The organism is Pseudomonas sp. PGPPP4 (assembly GCF_002256045.1).
Classification (GTDB): domain Bacteria; phylum Pseudomonadota; class Gammaproteobacteria; order Pseudomonadales; family Pseudomonadaceae; genus Chryseomonas; species Chryseomonas oryzihabitans.
On sequence record NZ_NKID01000004.1, the window covers coordinates 504,246 to 518,836 of the forward strand.

Annotated in this window: 17 protein-coding genes; 8 read left to right on the top strand and 9 right to left on the bottom strand. The window is 66.5% G+C overall.

Going from position 1 to position 14,591, the window contains the following annotated elements; translation table 11 throughout:
* The first annotated feature begins 50 nt into the window (after nt 1-50).
* A complete protein-coding gene (locus CFE50_RS10475; protein WP_286733289.1) occupies nt 51-1,379 on the top strand; it encodes a hypothetical protein in 1,329 nt (442 codons plus the stop codon).
* 280 nt (nt 1,380-1,659) lie between these two features.
* On the opposite strand, the gene CFE50_RS10480 is transcribed toward CFE50_RS10475, so the two are convergent.
* Nucleotides 1,660-2,085: a VOC family protein gene (locus CFE50_RS10480; RefSeq protein ID WP_058790091.1), complete on the bottom strand. Its 426-nt coding sequence runs from the start codon at nt 2,083-2,085 to the stop codon at nt 1,660-1,662.
* A 151-nt stretch (nt 2,086-2,236) separates the two neighbouring features.
* Here CFE50_RS10480 and CFE50_RS10485 point away from each other — a divergent pair, with 151 nt between their 5' ends.
* Entirely contained in the window at nt 2,237-3,121 is an 885-nt protein-coding gene (locus tag CFE50_RS10485) for a LysR family transcriptional regulator (protein ID WP_145152843.1), read from the top strand.
* Here the strand turns inward: CFE50_RS10485 and CFE50_RS10490 are convergent.
* Entirely contained in the window at nt 3,089-4,699 is a 1,611-nt protein-coding gene (locus CFE50_RS10490) for an inorganic phosphate transporter (protein ID WP_286733295.1), read from the bottom strand. The two genes, CFE50_RS10485 and CFE50_RS10490, sit on opposite strands and share 33 nt — an antisense overlap.
* Before the next feature lie 153 nt (nt 4,700-4,852).
* On the opposite strand from CFE50_RS10490, the gene CFE50_RS10495 reads away from it, so the two are divergent.
* Complete coding sequence (locus tag CFE50_RS10495; RefSeq protein WP_286733298.1) at nt 4,853-5,497, top strand: hypothetical protein; 645 nt, start codon at nt 4,853-4,855, stop codon at nt 5,495-5,497.
* Here CFE50_RS10495 and zapE read toward each other — a convergent pair.
* From zapE to CFE50_RS10510, 3 genes are all read right to left on the bottom strand, one after another.
* On the bottom strand, nt 5,494-6,543 hold the full coding sequence (gene zapE, locus CFE50_RS10500; RefSeq protein ID WP_286733301.1) for a cell division protein ZapE: 1,050 nt from the start codon (nt 6,541-6,543) through the stop codon (nt 5,494-5,496). The genes CFE50_RS10495 and zapE overlap by 4 nt on opposite strands.
* A gap of 81 nt (nt 6,544-6,624) precedes the next feature.
* A complete protein-coding gene (locus CFE50_RS10505; protein WP_007162589.1) occupies nt 6,625-7,011 on the bottom strand; it encodes an MAPEG family protein in 387 nt (128 codons plus the stop codon).
* A 68-nt stretch (nt 7,012-7,079) separates the two neighbouring features.
* Entirely contained in the window at nt 7,080-8,252 is a 1,173-nt protein-coding gene (locus tag CFE50_RS10510) for a multidrug effflux MFS transporter (RefSeq protein WP_286733304.1), read from the bottom strand.
* Nucleotides 8,253-8,364: 112 nt separating this feature from the next.
* Here CFE50_RS10510 and CFE50_RS10515 point away from each other — a divergent pair, with 112 nt between their 5' ends.
* On the top strand, nt 8,365-8,994 hold the full coding sequence (locus tag CFE50_RS10515; protein WP_286733305.1) for a TetR family transcriptional regulator: 630 nt from the start codon (nt 8,365-8,367) through the stop codon (nt 8,992-8,994).
* Here CFE50_RS10515 and CFE50_RS10520 read toward each other — a convergent pair.
* Entirely contained in the window at nt 8,976-9,170 is a 195-nt protein-coding gene (locus CFE50_RS10520; RefSeq protein WP_027599074.1) for a cation transporter, read from the bottom strand. The two genes, CFE50_RS10515 and CFE50_RS10520, sit on opposite strands and share 19 nt — an antisense overlap.
* A 111-nt stretch (nt 9,171-9,281) precedes the next feature.
* Here CFE50_RS10520 and CFE50_RS10525 point away from each other — a divergent pair, with 111 nt between their 5' ends.
* The 4 genes from CFE50_RS10525 to CFE50_RS10540 all read left to right on the top strand — a co-directional run bounded on the left by CFE50_RS10525 (nt 9,282) and on the right by CFE50_RS10540 (nt 13,608).
* Nucleotides 9,282-11,666 (top strand): heavy metal translocating P-type ATPase, encoded by a 2,385-nt coding sequence (locus CFE50_RS10525; RefSeq protein WP_286733309.1) that lies wholly within the window; start codon nt 9,282-9,284, stop codon nt 11,664-11,666.
* The gene (gene cueR / locus CFE50_RS10530) at nt 11,663-12,049 is read left to right on the top strand and encodes a Cu(I)-responsive transcriptional regulator (protein WP_007162594.1); all 387 of its coding nucleotides are present in this window, start codon (nt 11,663-11,665) and stop codon (nt 12,047-12,049) included. Before CFE50_RS10525 ends, cueR begins: the two co-directional genes overlap by 4 nt.
* A 58-nt stretch (nt 12,050-12,107) precedes the next feature.
* Complete coding sequence (locus CFE50_RS10535) at nt 12,108-12,347, top strand: hypothetical protein (RefSeq protein ID WP_286733312.1); 240 nt, start codon at nt 12,108-12,110, stop codon at nt 12,345-12,347.
* 67 nt (nt 12,348-12,414) lie between these two features.
* On the top strand, nt 12,415-13,608 hold the full coding sequence (locus CFE50_RS10540; RefSeq protein ID WP_144962333.1) for a class I SAM-dependent rRNA methyltransferase: 1,194 nt from the start codon (nt 12,415-12,417) through the stop codon (nt 13,606-13,608).
* 57 nt (nt 13,609-13,665) lie between these two features.
* Here the strand turns inward: CFE50_RS10540 and CFE50_RS10545 are convergent, their stop codons facing one another.
* The 3 genes from CFE50_RS10545 to CFE50_RS10555 are packed head-to-tail and all read right to left on the bottom strand — an operon-like array spanning nt 13,666 to nt 14,535.
* On the bottom strand, nt 13,666-14,067 hold the full coding sequence (locus CFE50_RS10545) for a Rho termination factor N-terminal domain-containing protein (protein WP_027601347.1): 402 nt from the start codon (nt 14,065-14,067) through the stop codon (nt 13,666-13,668).
* Between the two features lie 13 nt (nt 14,068-14,080).
* Nucleotides 14,081-14,302 carry a YgdI/YgdR family lipoprotein gene (locus CFE50_RS10550; protein WP_042138265.1) on the bottom strand — a complete coding sequence of 74 codons (222 nt, stop codon included), beginning with the start codon at nt 14,300-14,302 and terminating at the stop codon, nt 14,081-14,083.
* Nucleotides 14,299-14,535 carry a hypothetical protein gene (locus tag CFE50_RS10555; protein ID WP_007162599.1) on the bottom strand — a complete coding sequence of 79 codons (237 nt, stop codon included), beginning with the start codon at nt 14,533-14,535 and terminating at the stop codon, nt 14,299-14,301. The genes CFE50_RS10550 and CFE50_RS10555 overlap by 4 nt, the downstream gene beginning before the upstream one ends.
* Nucleotides 14,536-14,591 lie beyond the last annotated feature (56 nt).

Genomic DNA, 14,591 nt, shown 5'->3' on the forward strand with positions numbered 1-14,591 from the left:
ATGCCAAAATTTACTGCTCGATGTCAGCCGTTCGGGAAAAGGAATTTCAAGTGAAAAAAGCTGATTACCTTGCGTTGCCGGTCATCCAGAGATTCGTCGAGTGGCTAGGTACCAACCTCGACAACAAAACCTTTGCCCGCAGCTATCTACAGCGACGGACGAAAACGCATTGGCAATGCATGAGCCTTTACGACGCTTATTGCCAATACCGCTGGCCACAATCTGGAGCGCTGGCTGCCGACTTCTCTACCAATGTCCAAATTCTGGACCGCTTGCGCCTGGCATTGCGGAATGCCATTGACCTCCACTCGGACGACACCCTTGCTCGCTCTGCTGCGGTAGACGTTATGGCATGGGGTGGCGTGCGGAACGGTAACGTCAGTTGGCTGATGACCAATGAAAAGGGGCTGGCCAATACGCTCATTCGCGTACGCAACGGCTTGAACGCCGCTAACACTGAGCAACTGCAGTTTTTGGAAGCAAATGCACCATTGCGTTTCAATTCTGGCATGAGCAAAGTTTATTCGTTGCTCTGCGATGATCTGGTCATATACGACAGTCGCGTCGCTGCAGCGCTCGGATTGGCAGTCACGCTGTTCTGTGAACAGCAGGGCATATTGCAGACTCCTGCTGAACTGAGTTTCCCTTGGGCCCCTGCCAAAACTGCTATCGGAGCGCGTAGCTCCACGCTACGTGATCCCGCGCGCGGATCATTGCACTTCCCGCGTCTGAGGTCCGGCCGCTCCTATGCCGAATGGAATCTCAAGGCAAGTTGGTTGCTCTTGGCAGTGCTCGAGAGCGATGCTGGTAGAAGCAGCAAATTTGATCAACTCGGGCAGCTAGCTAAGCGTCTGCGTGCCCTAGAAGCTGCCCTGTTCATGATAGGTTACGATCTCCATAGCGATCTTGATGCGATGCATCCGCAAGAAGCCCTAAGCGATGAGTTGACGTGGAATGAATGTTTCACAAAGAGCCGTAGCAAGTCCTTTCATTATCGCCTCGAAAAGGAATCTATTCTCGTCCAACAAGGCGTCCGTTTCAGAGCAGATGAACTTGACGCCACGCTGACGATTCTGCGTAATGAGTTTGGCGAGACGCCTTTCCCTCTTGCCAATCAGGCTGACACCGTCGCTACAGGAAAGGCGCGTATGGGTTTGGGTACCGCTTATTTCAAAGCCACCGGTAAGCCTGCGCCTCACAGCAGCAAATTGGCGGCTATTTTGGAAGAACTCGGGCTATTTACTCGTGACCGTCGGCCCGGTACGAATGCTTTGCACTGGAGACTGGATTATCGGGCCTTAGGGTTCCATACGCCGACGAGCCCAATCGACATGCGTACGGTACTAGCGCGGCTTCAGCAGGTAGAAAGTGAGCTCTGATATTGGCGGCTGGTAAGCCGGCCGCTCGAGCGGTCGGCTCTGGTATAGGAGCCGCTAGGCTGCCGCACAGCAATAGGCGCTTAGTTAAGCATGTAGCCGCGCAGGACGTTTTATACCTGACGTGATAGTAGAGACAGCAGCGGCCTCACTAGGAATCAAGTCGCCACGGGGTAGTGCTATTAGATCCTCGCCCATACCTCCGTATAGCAGAACACCGACGGGCGGCGGACCGGTCGACCATGAAACCAAGCGAGCAATCGCACAACGGTAGCCATAGCTGCTATTTGGCGAACAGCTGGCTCATGTCCTTGAAGGCCTTGAACTCCAGGGCATTGCCGCAGGGGTCGAAGAGAAACATGGTGGCCTGCTCGCCGACCTGACCCTGGAAGCGGATATAGGGCTCGATGACGAACTTGGTTTCACGCGCTCGCAGGCGATCGGCCAGGGCTTCCCATTCGTCCCAGCCCAGCACGATGCCGAAGTGCGGTACCGGCACGTTGTGGCCGTCCACGGCGTTGGTGTGGGCCTCTTCCTGGGACGCGGTCTTGGGATGCTCATGGATCACCAGCTGGTGGCCATAGAAGTCGAAGTCGACCCAGTGGTCACTGGAGCGACCCTCGGCGAGGCCGAAGACGTCGCCATAGAAATGCCGGGCGGCGGCCAGGTCGTAGACGGGGATGGCGAGGTGAAAGGGCGACAGGGCCATGAGGGGAAATCCTGTTGAGGGGGGATGCCGCCATTCTCACCCCAGGTTTTCATGTGCATGAAGCGCATTTTCCTGCCTCCGAGCGACAAAAATTTTGTTGCTCGCCAGCCGGACTCGCTACAGTGATCGCCCCGGACTGCAGGCCACCCCCATGCTTCGCGAATTCAAGACCCTGCTCGCCGTGGCCCGCCATGGCAGCTTTGCCGCGGCCGGGTTGCACGTGGGCCTCACGCCCTCGGCGGTGAGCGCCCAGATCCGCAACCTTGAGCAGCATCTGGGCGTGAAGCTGTTCGACCGCAATGGCCGCAGCGCCCTGCTCAATGCCGCCGGGCGTCGCGCCCTGCCGCTGGCCGAGGAGATGCTCGCCACCTATGCGCGCATGGCGGGCGCCGGCGAGGAGATCCAGGGCGAGTTGCGCATCGGCGCCATCGCCAGCGTCCAGACCGGCCTACTGCCCGGCACCCTGGTGCGACTGCGCCAGCAGGCGCCGCGCCTGGAGCCGCGGCTGGTGCCCGGCGTCTCGCTGGCCCTGCTCAGCCAGGTGGATGCCGGCGAACTGGATCTGGCCATCCTCATCCGCCCGCCCTTCGAACTGCCCAAGGAGCTGCACGCCACCACCCTGCTGCAGGAACCCTTCGTGCTCATCGCCCCGCCGGACCTGCCCGGCGACGATCCGCGCCTGCTGCTGGAAACCCAGCCCTTCATCCGCTACGACCGCCACTCCTTTGGCGGCCGGCGGGTCAGCGCCTTTCTGCGCGAGCAGCGCCTGGCGGTGCGCCAAGTGCTCGAACTCGACGAACTCGATGCCATCGTCAAGATGGTCGAGCACGGCCTGGGCGTGGCCCTGGTGCCCTGCGCCGGCCTCTGGCTGGAGCATCCGCGGGTGCGCCGGCTGTCCCTGGGCGCCCTTACCTTCCACCGTGAATTGCAGGTCATCGCCCGCCACGCGGGACGCGATCTGCCCGCCGTGGCGCTATTCCGCCGCTGTCTGACCGAAGCCGTGTCAGAACAGCTGCACCAGCAGCCAGTACAGTAAAGCGGACAGCGCCATGGCCACCGGCAGGGTGAGCACCCAGGCCAGCAGCAGATTGCGCACCGTCGCCCACTGCAGTCCGGAACCGTTGACGGCCATGGTCCCGGCCACCCCGGACGAGAGCACATGGGTGGTGGAGACCGGCAGGCCGAAGGCGTCCGCCGCGCCGATGGTGCCCATGGCCACCAGTTCCGCCGAGGCGCCCTGGGCATAGGTCAGGTGGGTCTTGCCGATGCGCTCGCCGACGGTGACGACGATGCGCCGCCAGCCGACCAGGGTGCCCAGGCCCAGGGCGATGGCCACCGCCATCTTGACCCACAGCGGGATGAAACGGGTGGCCTGGTCGATCTGCCGCTTGAACTCCTTGAGGTCCTCCTGCGCCTTGGGCGCCAGCCCCGGCAGGTGCTCCTTTTCCAGCAGGCGGATGGATTCCGAAGCCAGGTACATGGCGTTGCGCACGTTGGGCATGCTTTGCGCCGGCACGTTGTTGAGGGCGCCGTACTGGCGCACCTCGTGGGCGATGTCATCGGTGATGGCCGCCAGCGCGGGTAGCACCTCGGGATTGCTCTGCCGCTTGCGCACGAACTCCAGCAGCACCCCATGGGGATCGGCCGGCGCGGTCTGGGGCGCCGCCTGGCGCAGCCCGCTGGCGGTGACCTCGGCCACGGCGGCGAAAGCCGGCGTCGCGGTGGCGGGCACGGCTCGATTGAGCGCATAGGCGGTCGGCAGGGCGCCGACCAGGATCAGCATGATCAGCCCCATGCCCTTCTGGCCGTCGTTGGAGCCATGGGCGAAGGACACCCCGGTACAGGTCAGAATCAGCAGGCCGCGGATCCACGGCGGCGGCGGCTCGGCGCTTTTCGGCTCCTGGTAGAGCGTCTGGTCGCGCACGATCCGCTTGAGCAGCACCAGCAGCAGTGCCGCGCAGACGAAGCCGATCAGTGGCGAGAACAGCAGCGCATAGCCGACCTTGGCCACCTGGCCCCAGTCTACGCCACTGCTGCCATCCAGGCCGCCGAGCCAGGCGTGCATCAGGCCGACGCCGATGATGGAGCCGATCAGGGTATGGGACGAGGACGCCGGCAAGCCCAGCCACCAGGTGCCGAGATTCCAGATGATGGCGGCGATCAGCAGGGCGAAGATCATGGCGAAGCCCTTACCCGCGCCCATCTCCACCACCAGGTCCACCGGCAGCAGGGCGATGACGCTGAAGGCCACCGCACCGCTGGAGAACAGCACCCCGAGGAAGTTGCAGAAGCCGGACCAGAGCACTGCCGCGTTGGGCGGCAGCGAGTGGGTGTAGATGACCGTGGCCACGGCGTTGGCGGTGTCGTGGAAGCCGTTGACGAATTCGAAGCCGAGGGCGATCACCAGCGCCAGCGCCAGCCCGGCGAAGGGCAGCCAGGTGGTGGGCGGGGACTGGGTGTCGCTGACGTCGTTGTGGATACCGCCGAGGGTCACCGCCAGACCGGTCAGCAGCAGCACGATGAACAGCACGATCCGCAGCGGACCGGGTTTGCGCGAACTGTGCAGGGGATGGGACAACGGCGACAGGGAAGCGGCTGGACTGGACGAAGGCATGGGGCGAACTCCGACACGGGATCCATCCACCCTGCGCCGCCTGCATGACGATTTTACGTCAGCCAGGTGGCCAGACGACGGATGACCGCCGCGGGCTTTTTTTCAACAGAGACCCGGCCTGCTAGGCTGGGGCTTTGCCCGAGGATCGCGTCGATGCCCCCGCGCTGGCTGCTCTGCCCTGCCCTGCTGCTGTCCCTCGCCACTGGCGCCCTGGCCGCCGCAGAGCGCCCACCGCGCAGTTGCGCTCAGGAACTCGGACGGCAGCCAGCGCAGGCCCTGGCCACCCGCTGCCGGGCGCTCTCCCCCGCCACCCATCCGCCGTGCAACGCCGCCAATAGCTGCGCCCTGATGCAGGACGAGATCGCCCGCAGCTGCGCCCTGTTCGGCGATGGCGAAGCGGCCAGGGAGCCGGGTTGTGGTCCGCTGCCCAGCAGCGCCGAGGCGGCGGCGGCCGTGGTCCAGCGTTATTACCAGGCACTGGATGCCCGGGACTATGGCACCGCCTGGCAGCAGTGGGGCCTGGACGGCCAGCCCGGCAACAGCTACGAGAAATTCCGCCAGGGCTATGCCCGGACCCGCAGCGTGCAGGTGACCCTCGGCCAACCGGGTCCGGTCGAGGGGGCGGCTGGTTCGAGCCATGTCAGCGTCCCGGTGACGGTCAGGGCGCGCCTGGTCGACGGCACCCGCCAGACCTTCAGCGGCCACTATCAACTACGCCGGGTCAACGACGTCGACGGCGCCTCGGCCGAGCAGCGCCGCTGGCATCTGGAAGGTGCGCAGCTGAAGGCCGAGCGTTAATCCGGTCCGATCTGCCGCAGCTGGGACAGCCGACTCCGCGTCCGCGACATGTCGGCGATGTCGCTGTCGGCCAGGGTCTCGTCGAGGGGCGCGGCGCTGACCAGGAACAGCGCCAGGCGACGGTCGTAGAGCACATCCACCAGATTGATGAACCGCTGCCGGGCGGCGGGGCTGGCGTCGCGCAGCGGCGGCACCGCGTCGAGCAGCCAGCGCGGCCAGCTTTCGCTCAGGGTCAGGTAGTCGAGGACCGCGGTGGGGCCTTCGCAGAGCTCGGCGAAGCTGAAGTGCAGCAGGCCATCCGCGGCGCTGACGGCGGGCAGGCTGCGATGCCCCACCGGCACCTCGATCCTGGTCTGCGCCAGCGGCGGCAGCCCCAGCGCCTGGCGCTGCGCCGGAGTGCCCGGCCAGAGATAGGCGCCGACGCCGAAGGGATCGGGCTCGGCGGGACTGGCGCCGCGATAATCCTGGGGACCGGCCACCGAGAGGATGTCCATGCGCGTCTCGATCAGCCGGATCGCCGGCAGGAAGCGCTCGTGGTAGAGCGGATTGGGCAGCAACCCCTCGGGCGGATAGTTGGAGGTGGTGATCAGCACCACGCCGCGGCTGAACAAGGCCTTGAACAGCCGGGTGATGAGCATGGCATCGCCGATATCATGCACATGGAATTCATCGAAGCAGAGCAGTCGGCAACCTTCCAGTAGCTCGTCCAGGCTGGCTGCCAGGGTGTCGCCGCCAGGCGGCTGGCGGAACATCCGCTCGTGCAGTTCGCGAAAGAAGGCGTGGAAATGCACCCGGCGCTTTTCGGCGAATGGCAGGGCGGCGAAGAAGCCGTCCAGCAGAAAGCTCTTGCCGCGCCCTACCGGGCCCCAGAGATAGAGGCTGCGCGGCGCCTGGCGGCGGAACAGCCGCGGGCGCAGCAGCTCGTCGGCGAGCTGGGCGAAACGGTCGATGGCGGCCTGTTGCGCGGCATCCAGGGTGTAGCCACGGCTCTGGGCGAGCTCAGCAAAATGCCCCAGCACCTGCTGGGCGGGCGAAGGAGACGTCATGCAGGCGTCCAGCCGAGAAAGATAGGGCGCTAATGAAGCTACAGCCGTCGCCGCCGGTCAAGACCGGCAGCGAGGTCGCACTCAGGCCGCGGCGATGAACAGGCAGAGGCAGCAGAACATGCCGCCAGCCCAGACCAGCGAGCGGCGGGTGGCGTGATCGCGGATGTACAGCCAGGTGTAGGCGATACGGCTGAGCAGGAAGAGAAAGGCCCAGAAGTTGATGGTGCCCTGCTCGGCGCCACCGGTGACGTGGGCGACGATCACCGCGGCGGCGAACAGCGGATTGATCTCGAAGGCGTTCTGCTGGGCGGCATTGGCCCGGGCCCGGGCCCCTTCCAGCTTGCCGAGAAAGCTGCGCGGATCCCGGTTGTCCTCGGGCGTGAAGCCGCTGCCCTTGAACTTGGCATAGTAGGCCGCGCCATAGGGCACGAGGTAGACGAGGAAGATGCACCAGTAGGCGAAGGTCATGTCGGCGTCCCTGGAAGTGTGAGGGTTCGCCTATCTGACCCGCCCGACCGGGAAAAATCCACTCCGCTTCAGGCAGGCGTGCGGCTGTGGGTCCAGCGCGCCATGAGCGCGGTGGCCACCGCGCAGAGCGCCAGCACCGCGCACATGGGCACCACGGTGCCATTGTGCAGCGCGCCCACGCTGCTGGAGGCCAGCGCGGCCAGGATGAATTGCAGGCTGCCCATCAGCGCCGAGGCACTGCCGGCATTGGCGCCCTGCCCGGCCAGGGCGCAGGCCGAGGCGTTGGGCACGATGCCGCCGAGCAGGGCGATGGCGCAGAACAGCGGGATCATCAGCACCGGCAGCGCCTTGGGCTGGAAGGCGCCCACCAGCAGCAGGACCAGTCCCGCCGCGGCATAGGCCACCACCGCGCGGCGCAGCCAGAAGGCCGGTCCCTGGCGGACCACGAGGCGGGCATTGAGCTGCCCGAGCAGGATGAAGCCGCCGGCGTTGAGGCCGAATACCCAGCCATAGTGCTCGGGCGCGACGCCATAGAGTTCGATCAGCACGAAGGGCGAGCCGGAGATGTAGGCGAACATCCCGGCCATGGCGATGCCGCCGGTCAGGGTATGGCCGATGAAGGTGCGATCGCGCAGCAGCCGTAGGTAGTTGCGCAAGGCGCCCCGCAACGGCGGCCGCGGATGGTGCGCTGGCAGGGATTCGGGCAGCCACAGCGCCACCGCGGTGCCGCAGGCGGCGGCGAACAGCGCCAGGCTGACGAAGATCGCCTGCCAGCCAAAGGTGCTGAGCAGCAGACTGCCGGCGAAGGGCGCGATGATGGGCGCGATGCCGGTCACCAGCATGATCTGCGAAAAGGCCCGCGCCGCGGCCATCGGCTCGCAGAGATCCCGCACCACGGCCCGCGCGATCACCATGCCGGCGCAGCCGCCCAGGGCCTGGACGAAGCGCGCGGCGATCAGCCAGGGCAGGCTGGGCGCCAGGGCACAGCCCAGCGAGGCCAGGCAGAACAGGCCGATGCCGATCAGCAGTGGCAGGCGGCGGCCGAAGCGATCCGCCAGGGGGCCATAGAACAGCTGGCCGCTGGCGAGACCGGCGAAATACACCGCCAGACTCAGCTGCACGTGTTCGATATCGGTGGCGAACGACCGGGCCAGCGAGGGGAAGCTGGGCAGGTACATGTCGATGGCGAAGGGAGCGAAGGCCGAGAGGGCCCCGAGAATCAACAATAAGCGAAAGGTCATGAAGCCTGATCCGATGGAAGCGGAAGTGTCACGCAGTTACATACAATCATGTTTGTAAAAGCGGCGAGGCGCGCTAGACTGCGTGGCAGACCCACTGCCAGTCAGATCGCCCATGCGTCGTACGAAAGAAGAAGCCGAACAGACCCGCCAAGCCATTCTCGATGCGGCGGAAGCCCTGTTCCTGACCAATGGCGTGGCGCGTACCAGCTTGGAAATGATCGCCCGCGAATGCGGCGTCACCCGGGGTGCAGTGTACTGGCATTTCCAGAACAAGGCCCACCTGTTCCACGAAATGCTTAGCCAGATAAGGATCCCGGCCGACGAACTGACCGAGCGCCTGCGCGTCGACGGCGAGGAAGACAGCCTGCAACGGCTGTTCAAGCTGTGCATCGAAGGCATGACGAAATTCACCCAGCCCGGCCGGGAGCAGCGGGTGATGACCATCCTGCTGCACCGCTGCGAATTCACCGAGGAGCTGCGCGAGGCCGAAGAACGCGATCTGCAGTTCCTGCGGCAATTCATCCGCATCACCGACGCCCTCTTCACCGCCCAGGCGCATCGCCTGCAGCCGGGCGTGACGCCGCAGTTGGCCAGCCGGATGCTGCACAGCCTGTTTCTCGGTACCCTCTCGGACCTGCTGCGCGACGAACAGACCTTCGCCCCGCTGCTGGCCGCCGATCAGGTGTTCACCACCTTCTTCCGCGCCATCGTGCGCGACTGGGTTCAGTCGCCGACGGTATAGCCCGCCTGCTCGATGGCCGCGCGAAAGGGCGCAGCCACCTCGGCGCTGTCGATGCGCACCTCGCCCGCCTGCAGATCCACCTCCACCCGGGCGCGATTGTCCACCTTGAGGACCGCGGCCTCGATGGCGCTCACGCAGTGGGCGCAACTCATTCCGATCACCTTGATGACATGCATGGTCTGCTCCTGTCTGTCTTGACCTCTTTCTCCTGACGTTAGCGCCAGGACCGGGTTCCAGTGTTGACCTTGACCCGAGGTCAAGGTCAACACTGGTATCAGGAGGTGCCCATGCACGAATTCGAACTCTCCATCAGCGGCATGACCTGCGCGGCCTGCGCCGGTCGGGTCGAGCGCGCCCTGCAGAAGGTCCCGGCGGTCAGCGCGGCCGGCGTCAACCTGGCCAGCGAAAAGGCCCATGTCAGCGCACCGGGCGACGCGGCGCCGGCGCTGGCCGAAGCCATCACCGCCGCCGGCTACCGGGTGGCCGAGGCCGAGCATGACCTGGCGCTGTCCGGCATGAGCTGCGCCAACTGCGCCGGGCGGATCGAAAAGGCCCTGCGCGCGGTACCCGGGGTCTTGGCCGCGGAGGTCAATCTGGCCAGCGAAAGAGCGCGGATCAGGACCCTGGCCGCGGTCGACACCCAGCCCCTGATCGCCGCGGTGGAGGCCGCCGGCTACGGCGCCCAGGATCGCCGCGCCGAAGACGAGCGTTCAGCCCCGGCGCGTCAGGGGATGCCCTGGGAGCATCTCGAATTGACCCTGGCGCTGCTGCTGACCGCACCGCTGATCCTGCCCATGCTGCTGGCGCCCTTCGGCTGGCACCTGATGCCGCCCGCCTGGCTGCAATTCCTGCTGGCGACGCCGGTGCAGTTCATCGTCGGCGCGCGCTTCTATCGCGGTGCCTGGCATGCCCTGCGCGCCCGCAGCGGCAACATGGATGTGCTGGTCGCCCTGGGCACCAGCGCCGCCTATGGCCTGAGCCTCTATCTCTGGCTGGTCAAGGACAGCCCCCATCTCTATTTCGAGACGGCGGCCATGGTCATCGCCCTGGTGCGCCTGGGCAAATACCTGGAGACCCGCGCCAAGCGCCGCACCGGCGCGGCCCTGCGCGCCCTGGAAGCCCTGCGCCCGGAAAGCGCCCGGCGCCTGGATGCGGCCGGCCAGGAAGAAGAGGTCGCCCTGAATCGCCTGCGCCTGGGCGACCGCCTGCAGCTGCGCCCGGGCGAGCGCATCCCCGCCGACGGCCGCATCCTGCAGGGCGAAAGCCAGGTGGACGAAGCCCTGCTCACCGGCGAAAGCCGCCCGGTCGCCAAGGGCCCCGGTGACGAGGTGGTGGGGGGCGCCATCAACGGCGAGGGCAATCTGCAGATCGAGGTCACCGCCCTGGGTGGCGAGACGGTGCTGGCCGGCATCATCCGCCTGGTGGAAGACGCCCAGGCCACCAAGGCGCCCATCCAGCAGCTGGTGGATCGGATCAGCCGGGTGTTCGTGCCGGTGGTGGTGAGCCTGGCCCTGGTCACCCTGCTCGGCTGGCTGCTGAGCGGCCACGCCCTGGAGTCCAGTCTGCTCGCCGCGGTGGCAGTCTTGGTCATCGCCTGCCCCTGTGCCCTGGGACTGGCCACACCCGCCGCCCTGATGGCCGGTACCGGGGTGGCGGCGCGCCACGGCATCCTAATCAAGGACGCCGAGACCCTGGAGCGTGCCCAGGGCATCACCACCGTGGTCTTCGACAAGACCGGCACCCTGACCGCCGGCCAGTTGCGCCTCTGCCAGCTGGCCACGGCTCCCGGCATCGAGGAAGCCGACTTGCTGAGTCTGGCCGGCAGCCTGCAACGCGGCAGCGAGCACCCTCTGGCCGCCGCCGTGCTGCTGGCCTGTCGCGAGCGCGGCCTGGACACCCCACCGGCCCAAGACGTCCGCGCCCTCCCCGGCCGTGGCCTGCAAGGCCACTGGCAGACCCGCCCGCTGCTGCTGGGCAATGCCCGGTTGCTGGCCGAACAGGGGTCGGACGCCGGCGGCCTAGCCGAGACCGCCCGCGCCTGGGAAGACCAGGGGCTGACCCTGTCCTGGCTGCTGGAAGGCGGCAGCCAGCCGCGGGTGCTGGGGCTGCTGGCCTTTGGCGATGCGCTGCGCCCGGGTGCTGCCGCGGCCATTGCCCAGCTGCGCCGCGACGGCATCGACAGCTGGCTGCTGACCGGTGACAACCGTGGCAGCGCCCGCCAGGTGGCCGCGGCCCTGGGCATCACCCAGTGGGAGGCCGAGGTGCTGCCCGCCGACAAGGCCGCCCTGGTGGCCCGGCTGCAGGCGACCCGGGGCGGCGTGGCCATGGTCGGTGACGGCCTCAACGACGCCCCGGCGCTGGCCGCCGCGGAGCTGGGCATCGCCATGGGCTCGGGCACCGCCGCCGCGCGCCACGCGGCTGGCATCACCCTCTTGCAGGAGGACCCGCGCCAGGTCGTCGCGGCGCTGGACATCGCCCGCCGTACCCAGCGCAAGATCCGCCAGAATCTGTTCTGGGCCTTCATCTACAATGTCATCGGCCTGCCGCTGGCCGCCCTGGGTCTGCTCGACCCGGTCTATGCCGGCGCCGCCATGGCCTTTTCCAGCGTCAGTGTCCTGGCCAATGCCCTGCTGCTCGGCCGCTGGCGCCCGTCCGGAGACCTCCCCTCATGAACATCGGTCAGGCCGCCAAGGCCAGCGGGCTCACCGCCAAGATGCTGCGCTACTACGAGCGGATCGGCTTGCTGGCCCCCGCCGGACGGACCGACAGCGGCTATCGCCAGTACGGCGCCGAAGACCTGCGGGTGCTGGCCTTCGTCCGCCGCTCGCGGGAGCTGGGCTTCAGTCTGGAAGAGATCCGCCAGTTGCTCAGCCTCTGGCAGGACCGGCAACGCGCCAGTGCCGACGTCAAGGCGCTGGCCAAGCGGCACATCGCCGAGCTGGATCTGAAGATCGCCGAACTGACCCGGCTGCGCAGCACCCTCGGCGAGCTGGTCTCCTGCTGCCATGGCGACGCCAGCCCCGAGTGCCCGATCCTCGACACCCTCGGCGGCTGACGCAACCGCGGCCGCCTCGCGGGGTCCATCGCTTATCCCCCGCTGCCGAGGTACCCCCATGCAGACCCTGCACCACTACCAGATCAGTTACCGCTTCAACGGCGAGCCCCTCACCCACGACCTGGAGAGCTTCGAGCCGGTCACCGAAGAGGAAGCCGTGCTGCAGTTGCTGATCAAGCACGTCGAGGAACCCCAGGTGGTGGTGGATGCGCCCTGGGAACGCCATGCCCAGCCGAGCATCGCCCGGCGCGCCCAGGAAGCCGGACTGAGCGACATCGAGGTCAGCCAGCGGGACTGACGGCCGGCCCGGGCGGGTGGCTTTGCGCTATAATTCCGCGCTTTTGCCCCCTTCGCCGGAGACCTTCATGACCCTGCCTCGCCTGCGCCTCAAAGCCAATGCCGACCGCCGTCTGCGCGCCGGGCACCTCTGGGTGTACAGCAACGAGGTGGACGTCGTCGCCACCCCGCTGACCGCCTTCGAGCCGGGCGATCAGGCCATCCTGGAAACCACCAGCGGCAAGCCGCTGGGCCTGGTGGCGCTGTCGCCCAACAACCTGATCTGCGCCCGCCTGTTCTCCCGCGACACCGGCTACCTGCTGGACAAGTCGCTGCTGGTGCACCGCTTCAAGATCGCCCTGAGCCTGCGCGAGCGGCTGTTCGGCAGCCACTGCTATCGCCTGGTCTATGGCGATTCGGATTTCCTGCCGGGTCTGGTGGTGGATCGCTTCAACGACATCCTGGTGGTGCAGATCGCCTCGGCGACCATGGAGCGCCAGCGCGACGCCATCCTGGCCGCCCTGCTGCAGGTGTTCAAGCCTCACGGCGTGCTGTGGAAGAACGACGGCAGCGCCCGCGCGGCCGAGGGCCTTTCCAGCTACGTGGAAGTGGCCTATGGCGAGGTCCCCGACTGGGTGGCGCTGGAAGAGAACGGCGTGCGCTTCGAGGCGCCGGTGCGCGAAGGCCAGAAGACCGGCTGGTTCTATGACCACCGCCTGAATCGGGCGCGCTTGGCGCCCTATGTCGAAGGCAAGCGGGTGCTCGACCTGTTCAGCTACATCGGCGGCTGGGGCGTGCAGGCCGCGGCCTTTGGCGCCAGCGAGGTCATGTGCGTGGATGCCTCGGGCTTCGCCCTCGACGGCGTGGAGCGCAATGCCACCCTCAACGGCCTGGCGGAAAGGCTGGTCTGCGTCGAAGGCGATGTCTTCGAGGCGCTAAAGGAACTCAAGGCCGGCGAAGAGAAATTCGATGTCATCGTGGCCGACCCGCCGGCCTTCATCAAGAAGCGCAAGGACCTGAAGAACGGCGAGGCCGCCTATCGTCGCCTCAACGAACAGGCCATGCGGCTGCTGAACAAGGACGGCATCCTGGTCAGTGCCTCCTGTTCCATGCACCTGCCCGAAGACGACCTGCAGAACATCCTGCTCGGCAGCGCCCGTCATCTGGACCGCAACCTGCAGATCCTCGAACGCGGTGCCCAGGGCCCGGATCACCCGGTACACCCGGCGATCCCGGAGACCCGCTACATCAAGAGCCTCACCTGCCGGCTGCTGCCCAGCTAAGGCGCCAGGCAAAAAGAAAGCCGGACCACGTCCGGCTTTTTCTTGCGTGTTCGACTGTCAGCTCAAGGCACGAATCAACTCGTCCTTCTTCATCCGCGAACGCCCACGAATGTCCTGTTCGGCGGCCTTCTTCACCAGTTCGTCGCGGGTCATGTCGCTGAGCGAGGTGCTGCCGCTGCGCGAACGCCGTGCCGAGGCCCGCCCGCTGTTGGGCGACTGGCCCTGCTTGGTGGCCACCGCCCGCCGCGCGGAGTCCTTGCGATCCGCGCGCTTGGCAGTACCGCTCTTGCTCTTGCCGGAGCCCGCCTTTTCACCACCGCCGGACTGCTTGTTCACCGTCGCCCAGGCCCGCGCTTCGGCTTCCTCCTTGGAGACGCCCTTTTTCTCGTAGCTCTCCTCGATGTGCTCGGCCTTACGTTCCTGTTTGTCGCTGTACTTGGACTTGTCGCCGCGGGGCATGGCAGTCTCCTGGCTAGTCTTCCGCCTTGATGGTGGCCACGTCGGCTGCCTTCACCCGTACATGACGACCCGCCACGTCGGTGAATTCATAGAAGCCGTCGGCCGTCTTGGTGTTGGGACGATCTTCGGTGATGTACTGGGTACCGTCCTGCAGGGTCACCACCGTCTCGGTGGAACAGGCCGTCAGCCCCAGCAGGGTCAGGGCCAGCAATCCACCGCTTAGCAGGCGCTTCATGGCGCTTCCGGCGAGACGCGATGGATGGACACATCGTGCAGCGCCACCAGCGCCTGACCAGACTCGATATCGGCCAGGTGGAAGCGCTCGTCGTTGATCGCATCTAGGTGCCGGCAAGCCAGTTCGCGGACCACGTCGGTGATGGGTACGTCGAGATTGCTGATACGGTCGGTATAGCTTTCGCCCAGCAACTTGTAGTGGATTTCGTATTGGCTATCGGTGTCGTCACGCATGAGAGGTCTCCGCGAAAAGGCTGCCCGACTCGGGTTATTTCTATAGAGCCCGGGCA

Excerpts from the sequence above, each read along its gene's own strand:
- CFE50_RS10480 (WP_058790091.1), bottom strand. The coding sequence starts at position 2,085 with ATGGCCCTGTCGCCCTTTCACCTCGCCATCCCCGTCTACGACCTGGCC.
- CFE50_RS10485 (WP_145152843.1), top strand. The coding sequence starts at position 2,237 with ATGCTTCGCGAATTCAAGACCCTGCTCGCCGTGGCCCGCCATGGCAGC.
- CFE50_RS10490 (WP_286733295.1), bottom strand. The coding sequence starts at position 4,699 with ATGCCTTCGTCCAGTCCAGCCGCTTCCCTGTCGCCGTTGTCCCATCCC.
- CFE50_RS10495 (WP_286733298.1), top strand. The coding sequence starts at position 4,853 with ATGCCCCCGCGCTGGCTGCTCTGCCCTGCCCTGCTGCTGTCCCTCGCC.
- zapE (WP_286733301.1), bottom strand. The coding sequence starts at position 6,543 with ATGACGTCTCCTTCGCCCGCCCAGCAGGTGCTGGGGCATTTTGCTGAG.
- CFE50_RS10505 (WP_007162589.1), bottom strand. The coding sequence starts at position 7,011 with ATGACCTTCGCCTACTGGTGCATCTTCCTCGTCTACCTCGTGCCCTAT.
- CFE50_RS10510 (WP_286733304.1), bottom strand. The coding sequence starts at position 8,252 with ATGACCTTTCGCTTATTGTTGATTCTCGGGGCCCTCTCGGCCTTCGCT.
- CFE50_RS10515 (WP_286733305.1), top strand. The coding sequence starts at position 8,365 with ATGCGTCGTACGAAAGAAGAAGCCGAACAGACCCGCCAAGCCATTCTC.
- CFE50_RS10520 (WP_027599074.1), bottom strand. The coding sequence starts at position 9,170 with ATGCATGTCATCAAGGTGATCGGAATGAGTTGCGCCCACTGCGTGAGC.
- CFE50_RS10525 (WP_286733309.1), top strand. The coding sequence starts at position 9,282 with ATGCACGAATTCGAACTCTCCATCAGCGGCATGACCTGCGCGGCCTGC.
- cueR (WP_007162594.1), top strand. The coding sequence starts at position 11,663 with ATGAACATCGGTCAGGCCGCCAAGGCCAGCGGGCTCACCGCCAAGATG.
- CFE50_RS10535 (WP_286733312.1), top strand. The coding sequence starts at position 12,108 with ATGCAGACCCTGCACCACTACCAGATCAGTTACCGCTTCAACGGCGAG.
- CFE50_RS10540 (WP_144962333.1), top strand. The coding sequence starts at position 12,415 with ATGACCCTGCCTCGCCTGCGCCTCAAAGCCAATGCCGACCGCCGTCTG.
- CFE50_RS10545 (WP_027601347.1), bottom strand. The coding sequence starts at position 14,067 with ATGCCCCGCGGCGACAAGTCCAAGTACAGCGACAAACAGGAACGTAAG.
- CFE50_RS10550 (WP_042138265.1), bottom strand. The coding sequence starts at position 14,302 with ATGAAGCGCCTGCTAAGCGGTGGATTGCTGGCCCTGACCCTGCTGGGG.
- CFE50_RS10555 (WP_007162599.1), bottom strand. The coding sequence starts at position 14,535 with ATGCGTGACGACACCGATAGCCAATACGAAATCCACTACAAGTTGCTG.